The sequence below is a fragment of the Bacillus sp. BS1807G30 genome, assembly GCF_040047675.1.
Lineage (GTDB): Bacteria > Bacillota > Bacilli > Bacillales > Bacillaceae > Bacillus > Bacillus altitudinis.
The window spans coordinates 2703935-2719089 of record NZ_CP157353.1; the positions used below are offsets into that span (position 1 = coordinate 2703935).

General features: G+C 41.1%; 22 protein-coding genes. 11 read left to right on the plus strand and 11 right to left on the minus strand.

All coding sequences use genetic code 11. From position 1 onward, the window contains the following. Window positions 1–7 precede the first annotated feature (7 nt). Together ABG082_RS13885 and ABG082_RS13890 are read left to right on the plus strand one after the other, a co-directional pair. Window positions 8–778 (plus strand): ABC transporter ATP-binding protein, encoded by a 771-nt coding sequence (locus ABG082_RS13885; RefSeq protein WP_007501922.1) that lies wholly within the window; start codon window positions 8–10, stop codon window positions 776–778. Continuing rightward, on the plus strand, window positions 765–1559 hold the full coding sequence (locus tag ABG082_RS13890; RefSeq protein WP_007501924.1) for an ABC transporter permease: 795 nt from the start codon (window positions 765–767) through the stop codon (window positions 1557–1559). Before ABG082_RS13885 ends, ABG082_RS13890 begins: the two co-directional genes overlap by 14 nt. Before the next feature lie 30 nt (window positions 1560–1589). Here the strand turns inward: ABG082_RS13890 and ytkD are convergent, their stop codons facing one another. Then, window positions 1590–2066 carry an RNA deprotection pyrophosphohydrolase gene (gene ytkD / locus ABG082_RS13895; RefSeq protein ID WP_008342951.1) on the minus strand — a complete coding sequence of 159 codons (477 nt, stop codon included), beginning with the start codon at window positions 2064–2066 and terminating at the stop codon, window positions 1590–1592. A gap of 246 nt (window positions 2067–2312) precedes the next feature. On the opposite strand from ytkD, the gene ABG082_RS13900 reads away from it, so the two are divergent. Then, a complete protein-coding gene (locus ABG082_RS13900) occupies window positions 2313–2966 on the plus strand; it encodes a TerD family protein (protein ID WP_281215948.1) in 654 nt (217 codons plus the stop codon). A gap of 22 nt (window positions 2967–2988) precedes the next feature. Continuing rightward, window positions 2989–3771 carry an AIM24 family protein gene (locus ABG082_RS13905; protein WP_008342947.1) on the plus strand — a complete coding sequence of 261 codons (783 nt, stop codon included), beginning with the start codon at window positions 2989–2991 and terminating at the stop codon, window positions 3769–3771. A gap of 232 nt (window positions 3772–4003) precedes the next feature. On the opposite strand, the gene ABG082_RS13910 is transcribed toward ABG082_RS13905, so the two are convergent. From ABG082_RS13910 to ABG082_RS13925, 4 genes are all read right to left on the minus strand, one after another. Continuing rightward, window positions 4004–4312: a hypothetical protein gene (locus tag ABG082_RS13910; protein WP_008342945.1), complete on the minus strand. Its 309-nt coding sequence runs from the start codon at window positions 4310–4312 to the stop codon at window positions 4004–4006. Between the two features lie 43 nt (window positions 4313–4355). After that, a complete protein-coding gene (locus tag ABG082_RS13915; RefSeq protein ID WP_058213939.1) occupies window positions 4356–4760 on the minus strand; it encodes a phage holin family protein in 405 nt (134 codons plus the stop codon). Window positions 4761–4917: 157 nt separating this feature from the next. After that, window positions 4918–5109: a hypothetical protein gene (locus tag ABG082_RS13920; protein ID WP_008342942.1), complete on the minus strand. Its 192-nt coding sequence runs from the start codon at window positions 5107–5109 to the stop codon at window positions 4918–4920. A 124-nt stretch (window positions 5110–5233) separates the two neighbouring features. Beyond that, window positions 5234–5671, minus strand: a complete 438-nt coding sequence (locus ABG082_RS13925; protein ID WP_025207844.1) for a Dps family protein — start codon at window positions 5669–5671, stop codon at window positions 5234–5236. Window positions 5672–5802: 131 nt separating this feature from the next. On the opposite strand from ABG082_RS13925, the gene ytzI reads away from it, so the two are divergent. After that, window positions 5803–5949: a YtzI protein gene (gene ytzI, locus ABG082_RS13930; RefSeq protein WP_017358370.1), complete on the plus strand. Its 147-nt coding sequence runs from the start codon at window positions 5803–5805 to the stop codon at window positions 5947–5949. 8 nt (window positions 5950–5957) lie between these two features. Here ytzI and ABG082_RS13935 read toward each other — a convergent pair whose 3' ends face one another. Together ABG082_RS13935 and ABG082_RS13940 are read right to left on the minus strand one after the other, a co-directional pair. After that, window positions 5958–6395 carry a FixH family protein gene (locus ABG082_RS13935; RefSeq protein WP_348936194.1) on the minus strand — a complete coding sequence of 146 codons (438 nt, stop codon included), beginning with the start codon at window positions 6393–6395 and terminating at the stop codon, window positions 5958–5960. Window positions 6396–6520: 125 nt separating this feature from the next. Then, window positions 6521–6994 (minus strand): S-ribosylhomocysteine lyase, encoded by a 474-nt coding sequence (locus tag ABG082_RS13940; protein ID WP_008342935.1) that lies wholly within the window; start codon window positions 6992–6994, stop codon window positions 6521–6523. A 128-nt stretch (window positions 6995–7122) separates the two neighbouring features. On the opposite strand from ABG082_RS13940, the gene yidD reads away from it, so the two are divergent. Continuing rightward, window positions 7123–7347: a membrane protein insertion efficiency factor YidD gene (gene yidD, locus ABG082_RS13945; protein ID WP_008342933.1), complete on the plus strand. Its 225-nt coding sequence runs from the start codon at window positions 7123–7125 to the stop codon at window positions 7345–7347. 1 nt (window position 7348) lies between these two features. Here the strand turns inward: yidD and ABG082_RS13950 are convergent, their stop codons facing one another. Beyond that, window positions 7349–7915: a carbonic anhydrase gene (locus ABG082_RS13950; RefSeq protein WP_019743673.1), complete on the minus strand. Its 567-nt coding sequence runs from the start codon at window positions 7913–7915 to the stop codon at window positions 7349–7351. A gap of 213 nt (window positions 7916–8128) precedes the next feature. Here ABG082_RS13950 and ABG082_RS13955 point away from each other — a divergent pair, with 213 nt between their 5' ends. Further along, window positions 8129–9121 (plus strand): zinc ABC transporter substrate-binding protein, encoded by a 993-nt coding sequence (locus ABG082_RS13955; RefSeq protein ID WP_025207846.1) that lies wholly within the window; start codon window positions 8129–8131, stop codon window positions 9119–9121. Window positions 9122–9198: 77 nt separating this feature from the next. On the opposite strand, the gene ABG082_RS13960 is transcribed toward ABG082_RS13955, so the two are convergent. Then, window positions 9199–9441, minus strand: coding sequence for a type B 50S ribosomal protein L31 (locus ABG082_RS13960; RefSeq protein ID WP_017358374.1), 243 nt, complete (start codon window positions 9439–9441; stop codon window positions 9199–9201). Window positions 9442–9616: 175 nt separating this feature from the next. Between ABG082_RS13960 and ABG082_RS13965 the strand changes: the two genes are divergently transcribed. The 4 genes from ABG082_RS13965 to ABG082_RS13980 all read left to right on the plus strand — a co-directional run bounded on the left by ABG082_RS13965 (window position 9617) and on the right by ABG082_RS13980 (window position 12461). Continuing rightward, window positions 9617–10948, plus strand: a complete 1332-nt coding sequence (locus ABG082_RS13965; protein WP_035391038.1) for a cytochrome ubiquinol oxidase subunit I — start codon at window positions 9617–9619, stop codon at window positions 10946–10948. 22 nt (window positions 10949–10970) lie between these two features. After that, window positions 10971–12017, plus strand: a complete 1047-nt coding sequence (locus tag ABG082_RS13970; RefSeq protein ID WP_175415480.1) for a cytochrome d ubiquinol oxidase subunit II — start codon at window positions 10971–10973, stop codon at window positions 12015–12017. 68 nt (window positions 12018–12085) lie between these two features. Next, complete coding sequence (locus ABG082_RS13975; RefSeq protein WP_008360682.1) at window positions 12086–12244, plus strand: DUF1540 domain-containing protein; 159 nt, start codon at window positions 12086–12088, stop codon at window positions 12242–12244. A 25-nt stretch (window positions 12245–12269) separates the two neighbouring features. Then, window positions 12270–12461, plus strand: coding sequence for a hypothetical protein (locus ABG082_RS13980; protein WP_017358376.1), 192 nt, complete (start codon window positions 12270–12272; stop codon window positions 12459–12461). A 105-nt stretch (window positions 12462–12566) separates the two neighbouring features. On the opposite strand, the gene menC is transcribed toward ABG082_RS13980, so the two are convergent. Both menC and ABG082_RS13990 read right to left on the minus strand, forming a co-directional pair. After that, window positions 12567–13691 (minus strand): o-succinylbenzoate synthase, encoded by a 1125-nt coding sequence (gene menC / locus ABG082_RS13985; protein WP_008342917.1) that lies wholly within the window; start codon window positions 13689–13691, stop codon window positions 12567–12569. Further along, entirely contained in the window at window positions 13678–15138 is a 1461-nt protein-coding gene (locus tag ABG082_RS13990; RefSeq protein WP_348936195.1) for an o-succinylbenzoate--CoA ligase, read from the minus strand. The genes menC and ABG082_RS13990 overlap by 14 nt, the downstream gene beginning before the upstream one ends. Window positions 15139–15155 lie beyond the last annotated feature (17 nt).

A 15155-nucleotide genomic window follows, 5' to 3' on the forward strand; every position in this document is an offset into this window, starting at 1 on the left:
GTAGCACATGTCTTTCCTTCAAATTGACCATGTGACCCACACGTACTTCTCTTTAAAAGAAAAAACAACGGCCATCAAGCACATCAATATGGAGATCACTCAAGGTGAATTTATCTCATTTATTGGTCCCAGCGGCTGCGGGAAAACAACCTTGCTGTCCATCATCGCAGGCATTACGCCACCCTCTGAAGGTCGAATTTTAATCGAAGGAAAAGAACCGAATCAACAGGAGCATCAAATCGGTTATATGCTCCAGCAAGATTATTTATTCCCATGGAAAACGATCAAGGAAAATGTCATTCTCGGGTTAAAAATTGCAAAACAAGATTCACATGAAGCCACCTCAGCTGCCCTTAGCTTACTGCCAAAGCTTGGACTCAATGATGTCGAAGAAAAATACCCGAAGGAGCTGTCAGGCGGGATGAGGCAGCGTGCGGCTCTCGCCCGAACGCTTGCAGTTGATCCCGGCCTGCTTCTGCTTGATGAGCCATTTTCAGCACTAGATTACCAGACGAAACTGACATTAGAAGACCTCGTCTTTCACACATTAAAAAACTATCAAAAAACGGCTGTTCTTGTCACGCATGACATCGGCGAAGCCATTGCGATGAGTGATCGCATTTTCTTATTCTCAAAGCATCCCGGCTCTATCCAGCGAATGTTTACCGTTCCAGATGATCTGAGGACGCTCTCTCCTTTTGAAGCGAGACAGACAGCAAGTTTCCAAGAGCTCTTTCAAACGATTTGGAAGGAGCTGAAGACAGTTGAAACACAGTGATCTTTTACATGAAGCCTATCGAAAAAAAGTTCGAATGGAAAAACGCATGACGCGAGTCTACCAGTTGATCATTTTCGCCAGTTTCTTTTCGCTTTGGGAGCTTGCGAGCCATTTCAGACTGATTGACCCGCTCATTTTCAGTTCACCATCTGCCGTCTGCCAATTGTTTGTACAAAAATTATCAGATGGTTCATTAATTAATCATATGAGCATTACGCTGTTTGAAACAGTGCTCGGCTTTCTACTTGGTACTTTTTGCGGCATTTTATTAGCCGCCGCCTTATGGTGGTCCACCCGTCTTGCAAATGTACTTGATCCTTATTTGGTTATTTTAAATGCGATGCCGAAAGTCGCTCTCGCCCCCATTTTAATTGTTGCCCTTGGACCAGGCATGATCAGCATTGTCGCGATGGGTGCCATTATCAGTGTGATCATTACCACCATCGTCATTTATACAGCCTTTCAAGAAGTCGATGAGAATTATTTAAAAGTCATGAAAACCTTTGGCGCGAAAAAAAGAACGGTCTTCCGTGAGGTCATTTTGCCAGCAAGTATTCCAACGATGATCTCTGCCATTAAGGTCAATGTTGGTCTTTCTTGGGTTGGGGTCATTGTGGGAGAATTCCTTGTTTCCTCAAAAGGACTCGGCTATATGATCATCTATGGCTTTCAAGTCTTCAACTTTACACTCGTGTTCTTAAGTCTTTTCATTATCGCCGTCTTCGCCACCATCATGTATCAGCTTGTCGAATGGCTGGAACGCCGTTTTCTGCAAAAATAAAAAGCGCAGGGTCATTTCCCTGCGCTTTTTTTAACGAATCAAACCGTTCTTTTCTAAATAAGCCAGACTTTGTCTTAAAACATCATCTTTCATAATAAAACTGAAATTTTTATTTTTTGCGATGGATCTTGGTAAGTCTGCGAAAAGAACGGGTCCTTTCGTTTCAAAATACGTGTCCTGCTTGACGAGCCTTTCAATATCAGCGAAATAAATATTTTTGACAATGACTTTCTCTCTGCCAAGCACCTGATATTGACCAATATACGTTAATTCACGAACAACAGCACCCGTCTCTTCGTGAATCTCTCGTATAGCGGCTTGATCTGCTTCTTCATTTGGCTCTACTTTCCCTCCTGGAAATTCGTAGCCACGATCCTCATGTTCAGTAAGCAGCCATTTTCCTTGATAGCGGCAAATGGCCCAAACATGCTTAGGATGACTTGAAAAAGGCTGCTCTTCAAAAGAGAGCTTGACCGTATTATGATAATAGTCTTTAAATACATGCATGTGAAATCCCTCATATCCTGTCCTTGCTTCTTGTAAAACATCATACCACAGATCACATTTCTCTGAAGAATTTTTATAAAAAGTGAAACAAACGAGTGCTTCTATCTCGTCTGTATGTAAAATAAGTATTCTTGCTAAAACCTTTTTATCATCTCCATCCTCATCCCATTTTAATCATGAAACCTTTTGCCCATGATGACGTAAATCAATAAGTGTTTGTCCTACACAGACGAGGAGGAAACCAGCATGAGCATCACAAATGGATCAAAACAAGAAAATAACAAAGCATGGCCAATGAGGCAACACGAGAAAGAAGACGCTTCTCTTGAGGCAGTGAAGAAACACCTCATGAAAGGACAAAAGTTAGATTTAACAAAAGACAATCCAAATGTAGATCAAATTCATATCGGACTTGGCTGGGACTTATCTGGTCAGCCAATTGATTTAGATACGCAAGTGTTTCTCTTAAATGAAGAGGACAAGCTTCTGTCTCCAAAACACCTGATCTATTATCATCAGCAGCAAAGCTTAGATGGAGCTGTTCGCCATCTAGGTGATCATCAGGTCGGCGGAGGCCATCGGGACAATGAGATCATCATTATGCAGCTAAGCAGAGTCTCACCCGATATTCATAAAATCGTCGTAACTGCCACCATACATGATGCACACGAGCGGGCACATCATTTTGGACAGGTGACCAATGCCTACTTGCGCCTTTCAGATCAAATCACACAACAGGAGATTTGTACCTTTCAGTTAACAGAAGATTATTCATTTTGTACATCCATCATTTGTGCTGAACTAACGAGAGTTGAGAACGAATGGAAAATCACCGCTACCGGACAAGGTACGACCCTTGATTTAAACGACCTATTCCGCATCTACGGATTCACATCTTGACAAAGGAAAGGAGCCGGCACAAATGGGATTTCATTTCAACACGATCGAAGAACTGACCTTACAAGCAGAAGGCAACGGGATCTTTTTTGCCAAAAAAGGCGCTATGATTGCCGATCAAGGTACATTTCAATACCGTAAACGATTACTTGGGACGAATAAAGGAAATATGGTCAGCCAAGTATTTAATCATATTAGCAGAAAATTAACAGGTGAAAATCTTGAGATGATGGAAGTGAGTGGACAAGGTACTTGCTACTTGGCTGATTCCAGCGAGCATGTGACCGTCATCAATCTTGAGCCGAACGGTCCTTGGCAGCATGTTAGCGTGGAAAGTGAAGATTTACTTGCCTTTACTGAAGAATGTCACTATGGCGTGACACCAGTAGGCGTTGGGATTTTATCACAGAAAGGGCTATTTACTTCAAAGCTCTCGTATCAAGGTCACGGGGCGCAGGTTGCCATCAAAACAAATGGAAACCCGCTGATTTTAAAAGCACCTTGCCGTGTAGATCCTGACGCTATTGTCGCTTGGACGGGCAAAGCACCGAAAGTCAAATTAGATGTGAACTGGAAAACGTTCATTGGACAAACATCAGGCGAATCCTACTTGTTTGAATTTCATGAACAGGACCAAATTGTGATTATCCAGCCATCTGAACGAACATCTGGAATGCGGGTCGGGATAGATGATAACCGGTACAAACCCCAGAGTCAGAGTACCTCACACGAAATCACCAACTCACAGCAGGAAAATAGAGGCGGAATCAGTGATCTGATCGGCGGCATCTTACAGCCTCGAAAATAAAAGCATGTAGAATGTCTCTACATGCTTTCAGATAGTTGACAAAAGGCTAAAATGAACTTTCTTTTAGCCTTTTGTCTTCTTTTCAGCGTGATAGAAAACCTTTGCAGTCTAGGAAGGACGAGTACTGGCGCGGAGCGAATTTCACATTCGTGAGCACCGGCACGCAGGACTGACAAAGAATGCGAGGGGTTTGTCTACACGCTGAGCATGTAGAATGTCTCTACATGCTTTTTCAATTCATCAGTCCATTCGTCTCAATAAAGTTCTTTGTCTCTTCGTTACCGAGATCATGAATCATCGAGTAAATCTCTTTTCTTTTCCTATCCATTTCGTCATTTGGACTATCATAATGATATTCAAGAAATGGAACATGCGCCCGAAAGAAACCTTTCCAATCTGTCATATACTGTTCATCAAAATACTCTCTTAACTGCAAGATTTGGTCATCATCTGCTTCTATCTGAAATTGCCAAGCAGCCGCATCTCTGTGCTGTGAGATCGATCCGTCTTGAACGGATACATAGTATGTGTGTCTCGCCATCTGATTCATCCTTTTTCCTTTAGTATGACCAGATATGAAGAAATTACGGCTTTTTGCGCAATTTATTTTTAATCATGTCTAACACATCAATAAACAACTGTGGAATGGGAATTCCGAGAGCTTTGGCTGTTGAGACAATCTGGTACGATTCATAAATAATATAAAAGATGAGCGCTAAATCCTTAATTGTCCCCCCAGTCTTCAGCATGACATCGAAGAAGTGTGCCATGGATATTAAAGAAATCGTCACAACCTTTCGAACAAGCCGGGTCAAAAAACGCTTCATCGTAAGTTGTCCAGTCACAGATTCTCTTAGGCTTGAACAAATTAATTCAATAGCCATTAGTGTCACTAATATCATGAGTAAATATCCTGCTCCACCAAACAGAAAGCCCATTGCCGACAAACTGACTGTAAACAACGAAAAGATGCCTAAATCCTTGCTCACTTGGCATCAACATCCTTTCATAGTGGAACTTCTTACCTCAATAGTATATGCCGCATTTGATGAATAGCTTGGACGACAAAAAATAAAGGCATGGTCAGCTGCTCAAAAAACTCGTGAAGCGCATAAAAAGAGCCGCCTGTGACGGCGGCTTTCTTGGTTAAACTCTGACATCAATAAACGTAGCGTCTGAATCTTTGGGCTGAACAGCTTGAGGCTGCTGCTGCACTTGATCGAGCATCACCATAGCTTGGGCTGTGTTCGTGGCAAGCTGTGAATTCAATAAACTGATATTGAGTGTTTTTTGAATACTCGCCACTTGCTGGCTCATCATTCCTGCAATTGAGGACATCTTCTCCCCTCCCTTCCCTTTTCTCTTCGGCTAAAAGCCCCATCAATTCAATGGGCTGCCTGTCACAAATCCACAAAAAAAGAATGCCGATCTGTTTGATGATCGACATTCCTTTCACATTCGCTTATCCTAAGTATGCTTTTAGCATCCAGTTGTGTTTTTCAATGGATTGATGAATCGCAAGCAGCATATCACCTGTTGTTTCATCGCCAACTTCTGCAGCCAGCTCCATGCCTTGCTTAAGTTCTTCTGCAATATTAGAGAAATCATCATACAGATTTTTCACCATTTGCTCGGCTGATTCATTGCCTTCCGCTTCTTGAATGCTAGAAATTTCTAAGCACTCTTTCATTGTCGCAACAGGTTGTCCATTTAATGCGAGCATACGTTCAGCCAAATCATCGATATAAGTGGCTGTTTCTGTATATAATTCCTCGAATTTTTCATGGAGTGTAAAGAAGTCTTTTCCCTTTACATACCAGTGATAGTTATGTAATTTTACGTAAAGCACAGTCCAATCTGCTACTTGTTTATTGACGACGTTTAATAATTTTTCAGACATGTTGATTCCTCCTTATGTAGTTGCGTTTAGTATGGGATTACCCTTTTTTTATTATACTGAAACCTGCCAGCATTTTCTTCTATTTTGACCGCATGAAATATATGTTAATATGGAAATAAGGAGGGAGTTAGATGCTGTTACTTGGGATTATCAGCTTTATCATTATCTCAATCGTTGTCTTTTTATCACTGTGGACGACATCAAAGGCTTATGATTACAAGCATAAAGTCGATTCACCACAGGATGCTGAACCAAACCAACGTCCTAACCCAAAATAAAACCGCTTTCAATGATGTGAGGTATCTTCTTCTTCAGTAGATGAACTCTCTTTTTTCACATCACCTACATGGATGTTTGTCTTCGGCATATTATGCTGCTGTTTAGCTGTCACATGGACTTGTATGATATAAAGGCCATCTTGTTTGAAAGCTGTATGCAATTCATATACACCTTTCTCCTTTTTCTTTGGCTGAATCATCTTGCTGTTATCCTTGTCGCCATCTTTCCACACTTCAAATTCAACATCATCTGCATCATCAACAGGCGTATCACCATATGTGACAGCTGCTTTTACTATAACGCTTTCATTTTTCTCCACTTGCTCCGGCCCTGTAAGCTTAACTTCTAATAACTCAGGCACTTCTCCCTTGTCATTGCTCGCTGCCGAGTTTCCACATGCACTAAGTAATGCGAGCATCAAAATGATTCCTACCATTTTCCGCATTCGTGTATCCCCCTTTTTTACTGACATGTCCATTTTAACAAATATCCCCTATTTTAACAGCTCCCGTTTCATTTCATGTAAAAAACCGGACATTCAATATGTCCGGTTCATCATCATCTTGCTAATTATCCAAATACTTTTAATAGCTCTTCTTGGTCCTGAGACAGCCAGAAACGCATTAAACGTTTTGCTCCTTCAAGATCATGAAGCTTCGCTTGACCGCACTGCTCTTCATTTGCAGCAGGAATTTCTGTTACCTCCACTGCATCTTTGAATGTTGCATCAAGCAGTTCAACGATCTCTCTTGGTGTCGGTGCACCGCTGACAACTAAATAGTAGCCAGTCTGGCAACCCATTGGAGAAATATCAATGATATCAAAATGATCGTATTTCTCTGAGTGTGTTCTAATATTAAACGCAAGTAAATGCTCTAATGTATGAATCGTATCAGGTTTCATTGCCTGCTTGTTCGGCTGACAAAAACGGATATCAAATTTGTTCACTTCCCCATCTGATCCCACTTTATGAACGCCGCAATGACGAACGTAAGGTGCTTTTACAGCATTATGGTCAAGTTCAAAGCTTTCAACTGAAGGCATTAATCACCACTCCTATAATTGCAATTTCCTATATTATAACATATTGCTCCGACCAGTTTAGTTTATAAAACTTCCCTTCCTTGTCCTTTTTTCTTATACTGTGAAAAGACAGACAAGGAGGAACCTCTATGAAACAAATTTTTATCGGCATCATTCGCTTTTATCAAAAATGCATTTCCCCTCTGACACCGCCGAGCTGCAGGTTTTATCCCACCTGTTCAAACTATGGGCTAGAGGCGATCAAAACGCATGGCGCTTTAAAAGGCGGCTGGCTCACAATCAAGCGAATTTTAAAATGTCACCCGCTGCATCCTGGAGGCATGGATCCAGTCCCACCTAAAAAGGAAAAATAACTTACTTTTCTTCATAACCGTTGACAACTAAGTCAAGCTTACCTGTCCCAGGATCAATCACTAGACCATGCACAGGCACATCAGATGGAAGAAGCGGATGATTTTTAACGACAGACACACTGTCCTTCACGCTATCTTCAACTGAGCTAAAGCTTTTGAGCCACTGTTGAAAATCGATTCCTGAGTATTCCAGTACTTCAATTCGTTTTTCGGGAATACCGCGCTCAACGGCTTTATTTAATAGGGTTTGGCTGTCTATTTTACTCATCCCGCAATCGTGGTGCCCGATCACATAAACTTCGTCAGCATTCAATTCATAAACAGCCACTAAAATGCTTCGCATAATACTTCCAAATGGGTGAGAAACAAGAGCGCCAGCACTTTTGACAATTTTAATATCGCCATTTTTCATGTTCATGGCGCGCGGAAGCAGTTCAACAAGTCTTGTATCCATACATGATAGAATGACAGCTTTTTTCTGTGGAAACTTCGTTGTTGTAAACTCTTCATATCGCTTCTCTTCGCAAAATTGTTGATTGTACTCGATGATTTCGTCTAAAAGTTTCATAAGTTTGTCCATTCCTTTTTCTTTTTTTAAAAATAAATATAGCACAATGTTTTAAATTTCGTCACGTTTTGACGTCTATTTTTTTAGAGGAAACATCTTCTGATGAAAATTTTTTATTTTCCTCTTTTCAAATCGTAATTATTACGATACAATAACTCAGGACATTAAATCGTAATCATTTCTATCTAATAGGTTGAGAGGAGACATTCTTAGATGAAAAAAATCTTTTTTATTTTAACAGCTGCTTTATTAGCGGTCGGTCTTGCCGCTTGCTCAAGCAGTGCGGGGACAAATGCTTCAAAAGGAAAAGCAGACGGGAAATTAACCATTTACACGACGATCTTCCCTATTCAAGATTTCACTGAAAAAATTGGCGGCTCTCACGTAAATGCTCAAAGTGTGTACCCTGCCAATGCAGATGCACACAGCTTTGAACCAAGTTCAAAAACGATGGTTGAAATGGCTGAAGGAGATGCTTTTATTTACAGCGGAACAGGTGCTGAAGCATTTGCTGATAAAACGGCTTCTACGTTAAAAGACCAAGGCGTGAAAACAGTGAAAGCAGCCGAAGGCATCAAGCTATTATCAACACAAGAAGAACATGCTCATGAAGAAGGTGAGGACCATGATCACGATCATGAAGGTGAAGATCATGACCATGATGGACACGACCACGGAGATAAAGATCCCCATGCATGGCTAGACCCTGTTTATGCACAGCAAATGGCAAAAAACATTAAAGACACACTTGTTTCACTAGATCCAGATCATAAAGACGAATACACAAAAAACTATGAATCACTAAAAAAAGAATTACAATCGTTAGATCAGGAATTCAAAACAACGTTATCTAAAGCAAAACATAAAGAAATTCTTGTTTCTCACGCAGCATACGGCTACTGGGAAAAGCGCTATGGCATTGAGCAAATCAGTGTACTAGGACTCTCTGCTTCTGAAGAGCCTTCCCAAAAACAGCTTGAAAATATCGTACAACAGGCAGAAAAGCATCACATCAAGTATGTCATTTTTGAAAATAACGTCAGCAGTAAAGTATCAGATACGATTCGCAGTGAAATTGGGGCAAAAAGCCTTACACTGAAAAATCTAGAATCCATTACAGAAGATGATGCTAAAAATGGCGAAAGCTATGTCAGCTTAATGAAACAAAATTTAAACACATTAAAAACAGCTTTAAATGTTGAATGAATTCATGAACCCCGTGCGATCAGCCGGGGTTTTTTACTGCACAAAAAAACACACCATGATCAGGTGTGTTTCTTTGGTTACATTTGATATTTTTTCTTAAACTGCTCCGCTCTGCCGCCTTTTTCTCCGAATTTCTGGCGTCCTGTATAAAATGGATGCGTATCAGAGCTTGTCTCTACTTTAATGACAGGATAAGTCTTCCCATCTTCCCACTCTACGGTCTCATGTGATGTCTTTGTTGATCTACTTAAGAAGCGGTAACCGCTGTTTACGTCCATAAATACAACTTCATGTGAGGTTGGATGAATATCTCTTTTCAATGTCAAAACTCCCTTCATCATTAAAACGTAACGATTACGTTTTATAATTATATTCTACTCCCTCTTTTACAACTTGTCAAAAAACAAGCTTTCTTAGTCAGGAAGAATAATCTAAAAATGGTGGAGAATAATAAACACCATCAAAAGAGATGCGATAAGAAAGGCGGAGAAAAAATTGACTGATCTCGTTTTAGCTAGAAGTCTGTTCGGCACAACAATGGGCTTCCATATTATTTATGCCTCGCTTGGCGTAGGCATCCCGCTAATGATTTTGTTAGCTGAACTCATCTTTCAAAAAACGAAGGACCCGCATTATGCCATCATGGCCAAACGATGGACAAAAGCGCAGGCTGTTCTGTTAGGTGTTGCCATTCCAACCGGTACCATTGCTGGTACGCAGCTTGCCCTTCTATGGCCTGGTTTTATGGAGGTCATCGGAAAAGTCATGTCACTGCCATTTCAAATAGAAATTTATGCTTTCTTTATTGAAGCACTATTTATGTCTATTTATGTGTACGCAGCAGATCGTTTATCACCAGCCATGCGCATCATTACCGTTATTTTCGTTGTCATTGGTGCAGCAGCTTCAGCGATTCTCATTACAAACGTACATGCTTTTGAAGGAACACCCGCTGGCTTTCAAATGGTCAATGGAGAAATAACGAATATCGAACCTTGGAAGGCCTTTTTCAATCCTAGTTTTGTTGTCACTGCTACTCACGTAGTACTGTCTGCTTTTACAACAGGCGCTTTTGTCATTGCTTCTGTCGCTGCATTTAAAATGTTGAAAACTAGAAAAAACGAAAAGCTCTATACCTTTCATCGAAAAGCCCTTTTTCTTGGACTGATTGTTGGTGGACTTTTCTCTTTTCTCACAGCCTTAAACGGTCACGAATCAGCTCAGCTTCTGTATGAATATCAGCCTGAAAAATTAGCGGGTGCTGAAGGTTTATTTGAAACGCAATCACATGCGCCTCTGGCCATTGGCGGTTTTACTGATGCCAATACGCAAGAAATCAAAGGAGCTATCGAAATCCCTTGGGCGCTTAGTTTTCTTGCAGGAAATAGCTTTGATACTGTGGTTAAAGGGTTAAATGATTTTCCTAGAGACGAGTGGCCGCCTTTATTTATTCACACATTATTTAATGGAATGGTCATTATCGGCTCATTGCTCATTTTCTTTGCTGTGTTAGCACTGTTTTACCGCAAAATTTTAAAACGCGAACATTATCCAAAATGGCTGCTTGTCCTTTATTTATTTGGCGGGCCCCTTAGTCTCTTGGCGATTGAATTTGGCTGGATCTTTGCCTGTACAGGCCGTCAGCCATGGGTGATTTATCGAATGCTCAAAACCTCTGAAGTCGTCACATCATCAGGATCTATCGGTACACTTTTCATCCTTTTTGCCATTGTCTATCTCATTTTAGGCATCGCAACTGTGATTGTACTGACGTACTACTTTAGAAAACATTCAATTGAAGAAGACTTACGGTTAACAGAATCTTAAAAAGGGAGCGATCTTGATGCAAATGGATGTAACAACTGATGCACTCATTGCAATCACCATCTTATGGGGATTCGTGTTTATCTATGCAGTGATGGCATCAATGGATTTCGGTGCAGGATTTTGGTCAATGATTTACATGAACAAAGAGCAGACAAAGGCCGCAAATATCGCAAATAAGTATCTTTCTCCAACTTGGGAAGTAACTAACGTGTTCATTGTAGCCATCGTCGTTGCCTTGTTTAGCCTGTTTCCAGGTGCAACATTTGTGCTAGGCACTGTTCTATTAATACCCGGCAGCATTATTTTGTTGCTTCTTGCACTGCGAAGCGGATTTCTCGTCTTCTCTCATTCACTGCCTAAAAAATATAGAAAAGCCGTTACATATATTTCAGGAATTAGCGGCTTTATTATTCCGTCCATTCTCATCATGGTTCTCCCCATTACACATGGTGGATTCATCTTTCAGGAGAATAATGTCTACTCATTAGATTTAGGATTGGTCTTTACAAGCGCAAATGTCTATTCTTTCGTAGGTTTTGCGATTTTCAGTACCCTTTTTCTCTCATCTTTGCTTTTAGCTGATTTTTCTAATGTTGCAAACGAAGATGAGGCTTATAACATTTATAGAAGAGGAGCACTGATTACGGGTCCACTTTCTCTCATGATGGCTTTCTTTATCATGCTCACACTGAGAAGTGAGGCCAATTGGCTGTTCACAAAAATGATGCAGAACATCCCGATCCTTCTTGTTTCTCTACTCATGTTTTTGATTGCAGGTTTGGCTCTATTTTTACCAAACAGTCGCTTTAAACATCGGAAAGGGAGACCACGTTTAGCGGTTATCGCCATTACAATTCAATATTTCTTAGCAAGCTATGTGTATGGACATGCGCATTTGCCCTATATGGCCTATCCTGATATTACCATCATGTCTGGGTTTACAGATCCCGTCACATTTAGGGCATTATTTATTACGTATATTGTAGGGTTTATCATCCTCTTCCCTGGGTTTTACTTCTTCTGGAAATTGTTTATGAAAGATAAGCGTTATATTCGTCAGGAAGATTAACATGAATGAACGCCCCTTACTTCGGTTACATTATAGATGAAAGACATACTCAAAAGGAGGTCATCTGTATGAGTCAAAAAATCCTTTGTGAAGTAAACAACTGTTCCTACTGGAATGCTGGAAATCGTTGTGGTGCAGATGCAATTTATGTCGTCAGCCATACAGGAAATACGGCTGAGAAAAGTGAAGAAACTGACTGTAAAACGTTTAAACCTCAAGACCTTTAAGTCTCATTAAAGGAGGCGCTTCGCTTTGAAAAACGATCGGCTTGCTCAAACGTTTCTTGAAGAAATTCAGGACGCGGACGAGGCTGCATTTTATCAAGCAGCTCACTCCTTTTTAAATCTTTGGGATTATGAATACGGACATGTTTCCGACATGCCCAATGACATGCATCAGTATATTGGACAGCTTGCTTACGACAGCGGGCTTGTAGAAGAGTAAGAAAGAGCGGATGACCGCTCTTTCTTTTTGTTCAGACAGGAAGGAAAAACTTTCCTCAACTATACAGTGGTTCTATTGATGGTGCAAATGGCGATTCATTCGTTTTCATTTCACAAAATCATGTTTTGTAAACACATCAATTTTATCTGAGAAAGAACGAAGCGCTTGATAATCAACTTCTACGCCCATACCTGGAGAACGAGGCACCTCAATAAACCCATTTTCAACTTTGATTTCAGGAAAAATGATATCCTGCTCCCAATATTTCGACGATGCTGAAATATCCCCAGGAATCGTAAATTGGGGAAGTGATGCAAGTGCCACGTTTTGCGCGCGAGAAATGCCTGTTTCAATCATTCCACCGCACCATAACGGAATCTGCTGCTCCTTGCAGAACGCATGAATTTTAAGAGCTTCAGTCAGCCCTCCAACTCGTGAAGGCTTCACATTAATAATCTGACAGCTTCCAAGTTCTACAGCTTTTCTCGCATCATCTAAAGAACAAATACTTTCATCCAAACAGATTGGTGTTTTTAAATGCTTTTGCAAATGCCGATGATCGACAATGTCATCTGCAGCTAATGGCTGTTCAATCATTAATAAACGAATGTCGTCGAGCTGCTTCAGTTTGCTAATATCCTTTAATTCATACGCAGAGTTTGCGTCCGCCATTAACGGAAGGTGAGGGAAAGACTCTCTTATCTTTTGTAGAAGTCCAATATCTTGTCCAGGCTTAATCTTCACTTTCACACGCTGATAGCCTTGATCAACAAACTGCTCGATTTGCTGAATCATATCATCTATTGGTCCTAACCCCGCAACGACACCAGATGGAATTCTATCTCTAGTACCGCCTAAGACGTCACGTAAGGACTTATTTTCTCGCTTCGCATAAATATCCCACACAGCTGCCTCAATTCCCGCTTTGGCCATTCTATTGCCTTTAAAATGGTACAAGCTGTCTGGTATGTCCGAAGGATGTGTAAAAGATCGGGTCAGCACGTTCGGGATAAAGAAAGCCCTCAGCATGTGATAGCAGGTCTCGATGGTTTCTTCTGTATACCACGGAGAAGAGAAGGCAGATACCTCTCCCCATCCAGTTAATCCTGTTTGATCTTTGACCTCGACAATAATAAACTCACGCTCTGAAATGGTCCCAAGGCTCGTTGTAAACGGCTGTTTGAGTTTCATCGTGACATGATATAAGATCACGCGTTCAATTTGAATCATCTAAAAACCCCTTTGATTTGAGTCTGTGCCTCTGCAATTTATTCGACGCATTCCTTGGCAGCTCATCCACAAAGTGAAAAGCGGCGGGCCATTTATACTTGGCTAATTGCGACTGACATAAAGCATAGAGCTCATTCTCCGGAATCTGCTCATCTGTCACAAGGAAGGCAGCAGGTACCTCTCCCCATTTTTTATCATACATACCCGTCACTCCGGCTTCCTTTACATTTGGATGTGTTAAAAGAACTGCTTCAATTTCTGCTGGATAAATATTCTCTCCGCCAGAAATAATTAAGTCTGACCGCCGATCAAGCACAAATAAGAATCCGTCCTCATCTACATAGCCAATATCACCCGTTTTCAGCCAGCCCTGCTCAAATGCAGCAGCTGTTGCCTCTTGACGATAAAGGTAGCCTTTCATGACATTTGCACCTTTTACCATGATTTCACCATGCTCAAAAGGACGACACGGACGGTTCTCATCTTGAATCTTTAATTCACACCCAAAAAGGGGCTTTCCCGCTGATCCAAGCTTTTCCACACTAAATTCAGGCGCAAGCGTCACAATTTGCGAGCAGGTCTCCGTCATACCGTACGATTGAAACACAGGAAATCCTTTCTCCTTACTCTCTTGAAGCATCGCATAAGGTGCAGGACCTCCCCCTAACAGCAGGCAACGCAAAGATGATGGACATTCTTCAAGTCCACTTAATAAACGGGACAGCATGGTTTGAACAACTGACAACATCGTCACTCGATGCTGTTCAATAGCATTCTTGACTTCATCGACATCAAACTTTTGATGAAGCACGACAGTCATACCGTATATGACAGATTTAAATATAGCGGATAAACCGCTTATATGAAAAAGAGGCAAGGCAATGAGCCAGCGGTCGTCCTCCCTGATCCCTAAATTCAATGCCGAGGAAACAGCACTATGAAAATGATTGCCAAACGTTTGCTCCACCCCTTTAGGGCGTCCTGTCGTTCCAGATGTATACATAATAGTCGCCGTCTCATTTAAATCAATATCATGTACGACCTTCTTTTCCATATCATGATCTGCATCAGGTAAAGTCTCTATTGTATAAACAGGTAAATCACCATGATGCTCATTTGCATATGCAGGCTCTGTTAATAAAGCCATGACTTTCGCATCTTCCAGCTGAAAACGTCTCTCTGCTTTTGTTAACTTATTGTTCAATAACACAATCTTGAAGCCTAATAAAAAACAAGCGTGAACAAGCATGACCATGTGAGGATGGTTGTTCATTAAAATCGCAACCGTATCCCCTTTTTTAAAAGATGCACGTGTCAGTCGATTCGCAAGTTTGTCTACATCATTCGCTAAATCACGAAATGTCCACTCTTTGTCTTGATAAATGAGTGCGACCCGGTCTGGCGTTAAATACGCACGGTGCAGCAGCCAATTCGGTTGCTTCATCATGACACCTCCTTTTCATA

What these genes read in the sequence shown, in the direction of transcription:
- ABG082_RS13990 (WP_348936195.1), bottom strand. Translation starts at nt 15,138, where the DNA reads ATGATGAAGCAACCGAATTGGCTGCTGCACCGTGCGTATTTAACGCCA.
- ytkD (WP_008342951.1), bottom strand. Translation starts at nt 2,066, where the DNA reads ATGCATGTATTTAAAGACTATTATCATAATACGGTCAAGCTCTCTTTT.
- ABG082_RS13955 (WP_025207846.1), top strand. Translation starts at nt 8,129, where the DNA reads ATGAAAAAAATCTTTTTTATTTTAACAGCTGCTTTATTAGCGGTCGGT.
- ABG082_RS13900 (WP_281215948.1), top strand. Translation starts at nt 2,313, where the DNA reads ATGAGCATCACAAATGGATCAAAACAAGAAAATAACAAAGCATGGCCA.
- ABG082_RS13970 (WP_175415480.1), top strand. Translation starts at nt 10,971, where the DNA reads ATGGATGTAACAACTGATGCACTCATTGCAATCACCATCTTATGGGGA.
- ABG082_RS13975 (WP_008360682.1), top strand. Translation starts at nt 12,086, where the DNA reads ATGAGTCAAAAAATCCTTTGTGAAGTAAACAACTGTTCCTACTGGAAT.
- menC (WP_008342917.1), bottom strand. Translation starts at nt 13,691, where the DNA reads ATGATTCAAATTGAACGCGTGATCTTATATCATGTCACGATGAAACTC.
- ABG082_RS13910 (WP_008342945.1), bottom strand. Translation starts at nt 4,312, where the DNA reads ATGGCGAGACACACATACTATGTATCCGTTCAAGACGGATCGATCTCA.
- ytzI (WP_017358370.1), top strand. Translation starts at nt 5,803, where the DNA reads ATGCTGTTACTTGGGATTATCAGCTTTATCATTATCTCAATCGTTGTC.
- ABG082_RS13905 (WP_008342947.1), top strand. Translation starts at nt 2,989, where the DNA reads ATGGGATTTCATTTCAACACGATCGAAGAACTGACCTTACAAGCAGAA.
- ABG082_RS13885 (WP_007501922.1), top strand. Translation starts at nt 8, where the DNA reads ATGTCTTTCCTTCAAATTGACCATGTGACCCACACGTACTTCTCTTTA.
- ABG082_RS13935 (WP_348936194.1), bottom strand. Translation starts at nt 6,395, where the DNA reads ATGCGGAAAATGGTAGGAATCATTTTGATGCTCGCATTACTTAGTGCA.
- ABG082_RS13950 (WP_019743673.1), bottom strand. Translation starts at nt 7,915, where the DNA reads ATGAAACTTTTAGACGAAATCATCGAGTACAATCAACAATTTTGCGAA.
- ABG082_RS13940 (WP_008342935.1), bottom strand. Translation starts at nt 6,994, where the DNA reads ATGCCTTCAGTTGAAAGCTTTGAACTTGACCATAATGCTGTAAAAGCA.
- ABG082_RS13925 (WP_025207844.1), bottom strand. Translation starts at nt 5,671, where the DNA reads ATGTCTGAAAAATTATTAAACGTCGTCAATAAACAAGTAGCAGATTGG.
- yidD (WP_008342933.1), top strand. Translation starts at nt 7,123, where the DNA reads ATGAAACAAATTTTTATCGGCATCATTCGCTTTTATCAAAAATGCATT.
- ABG082_RS13920 (WP_008342942.1), bottom strand. Translation starts at nt 5,109, where the DNA reads ATGTCCTCAATTGCAGGAATGATGAGCCAGCAAGTGGCGAGTATTCAA.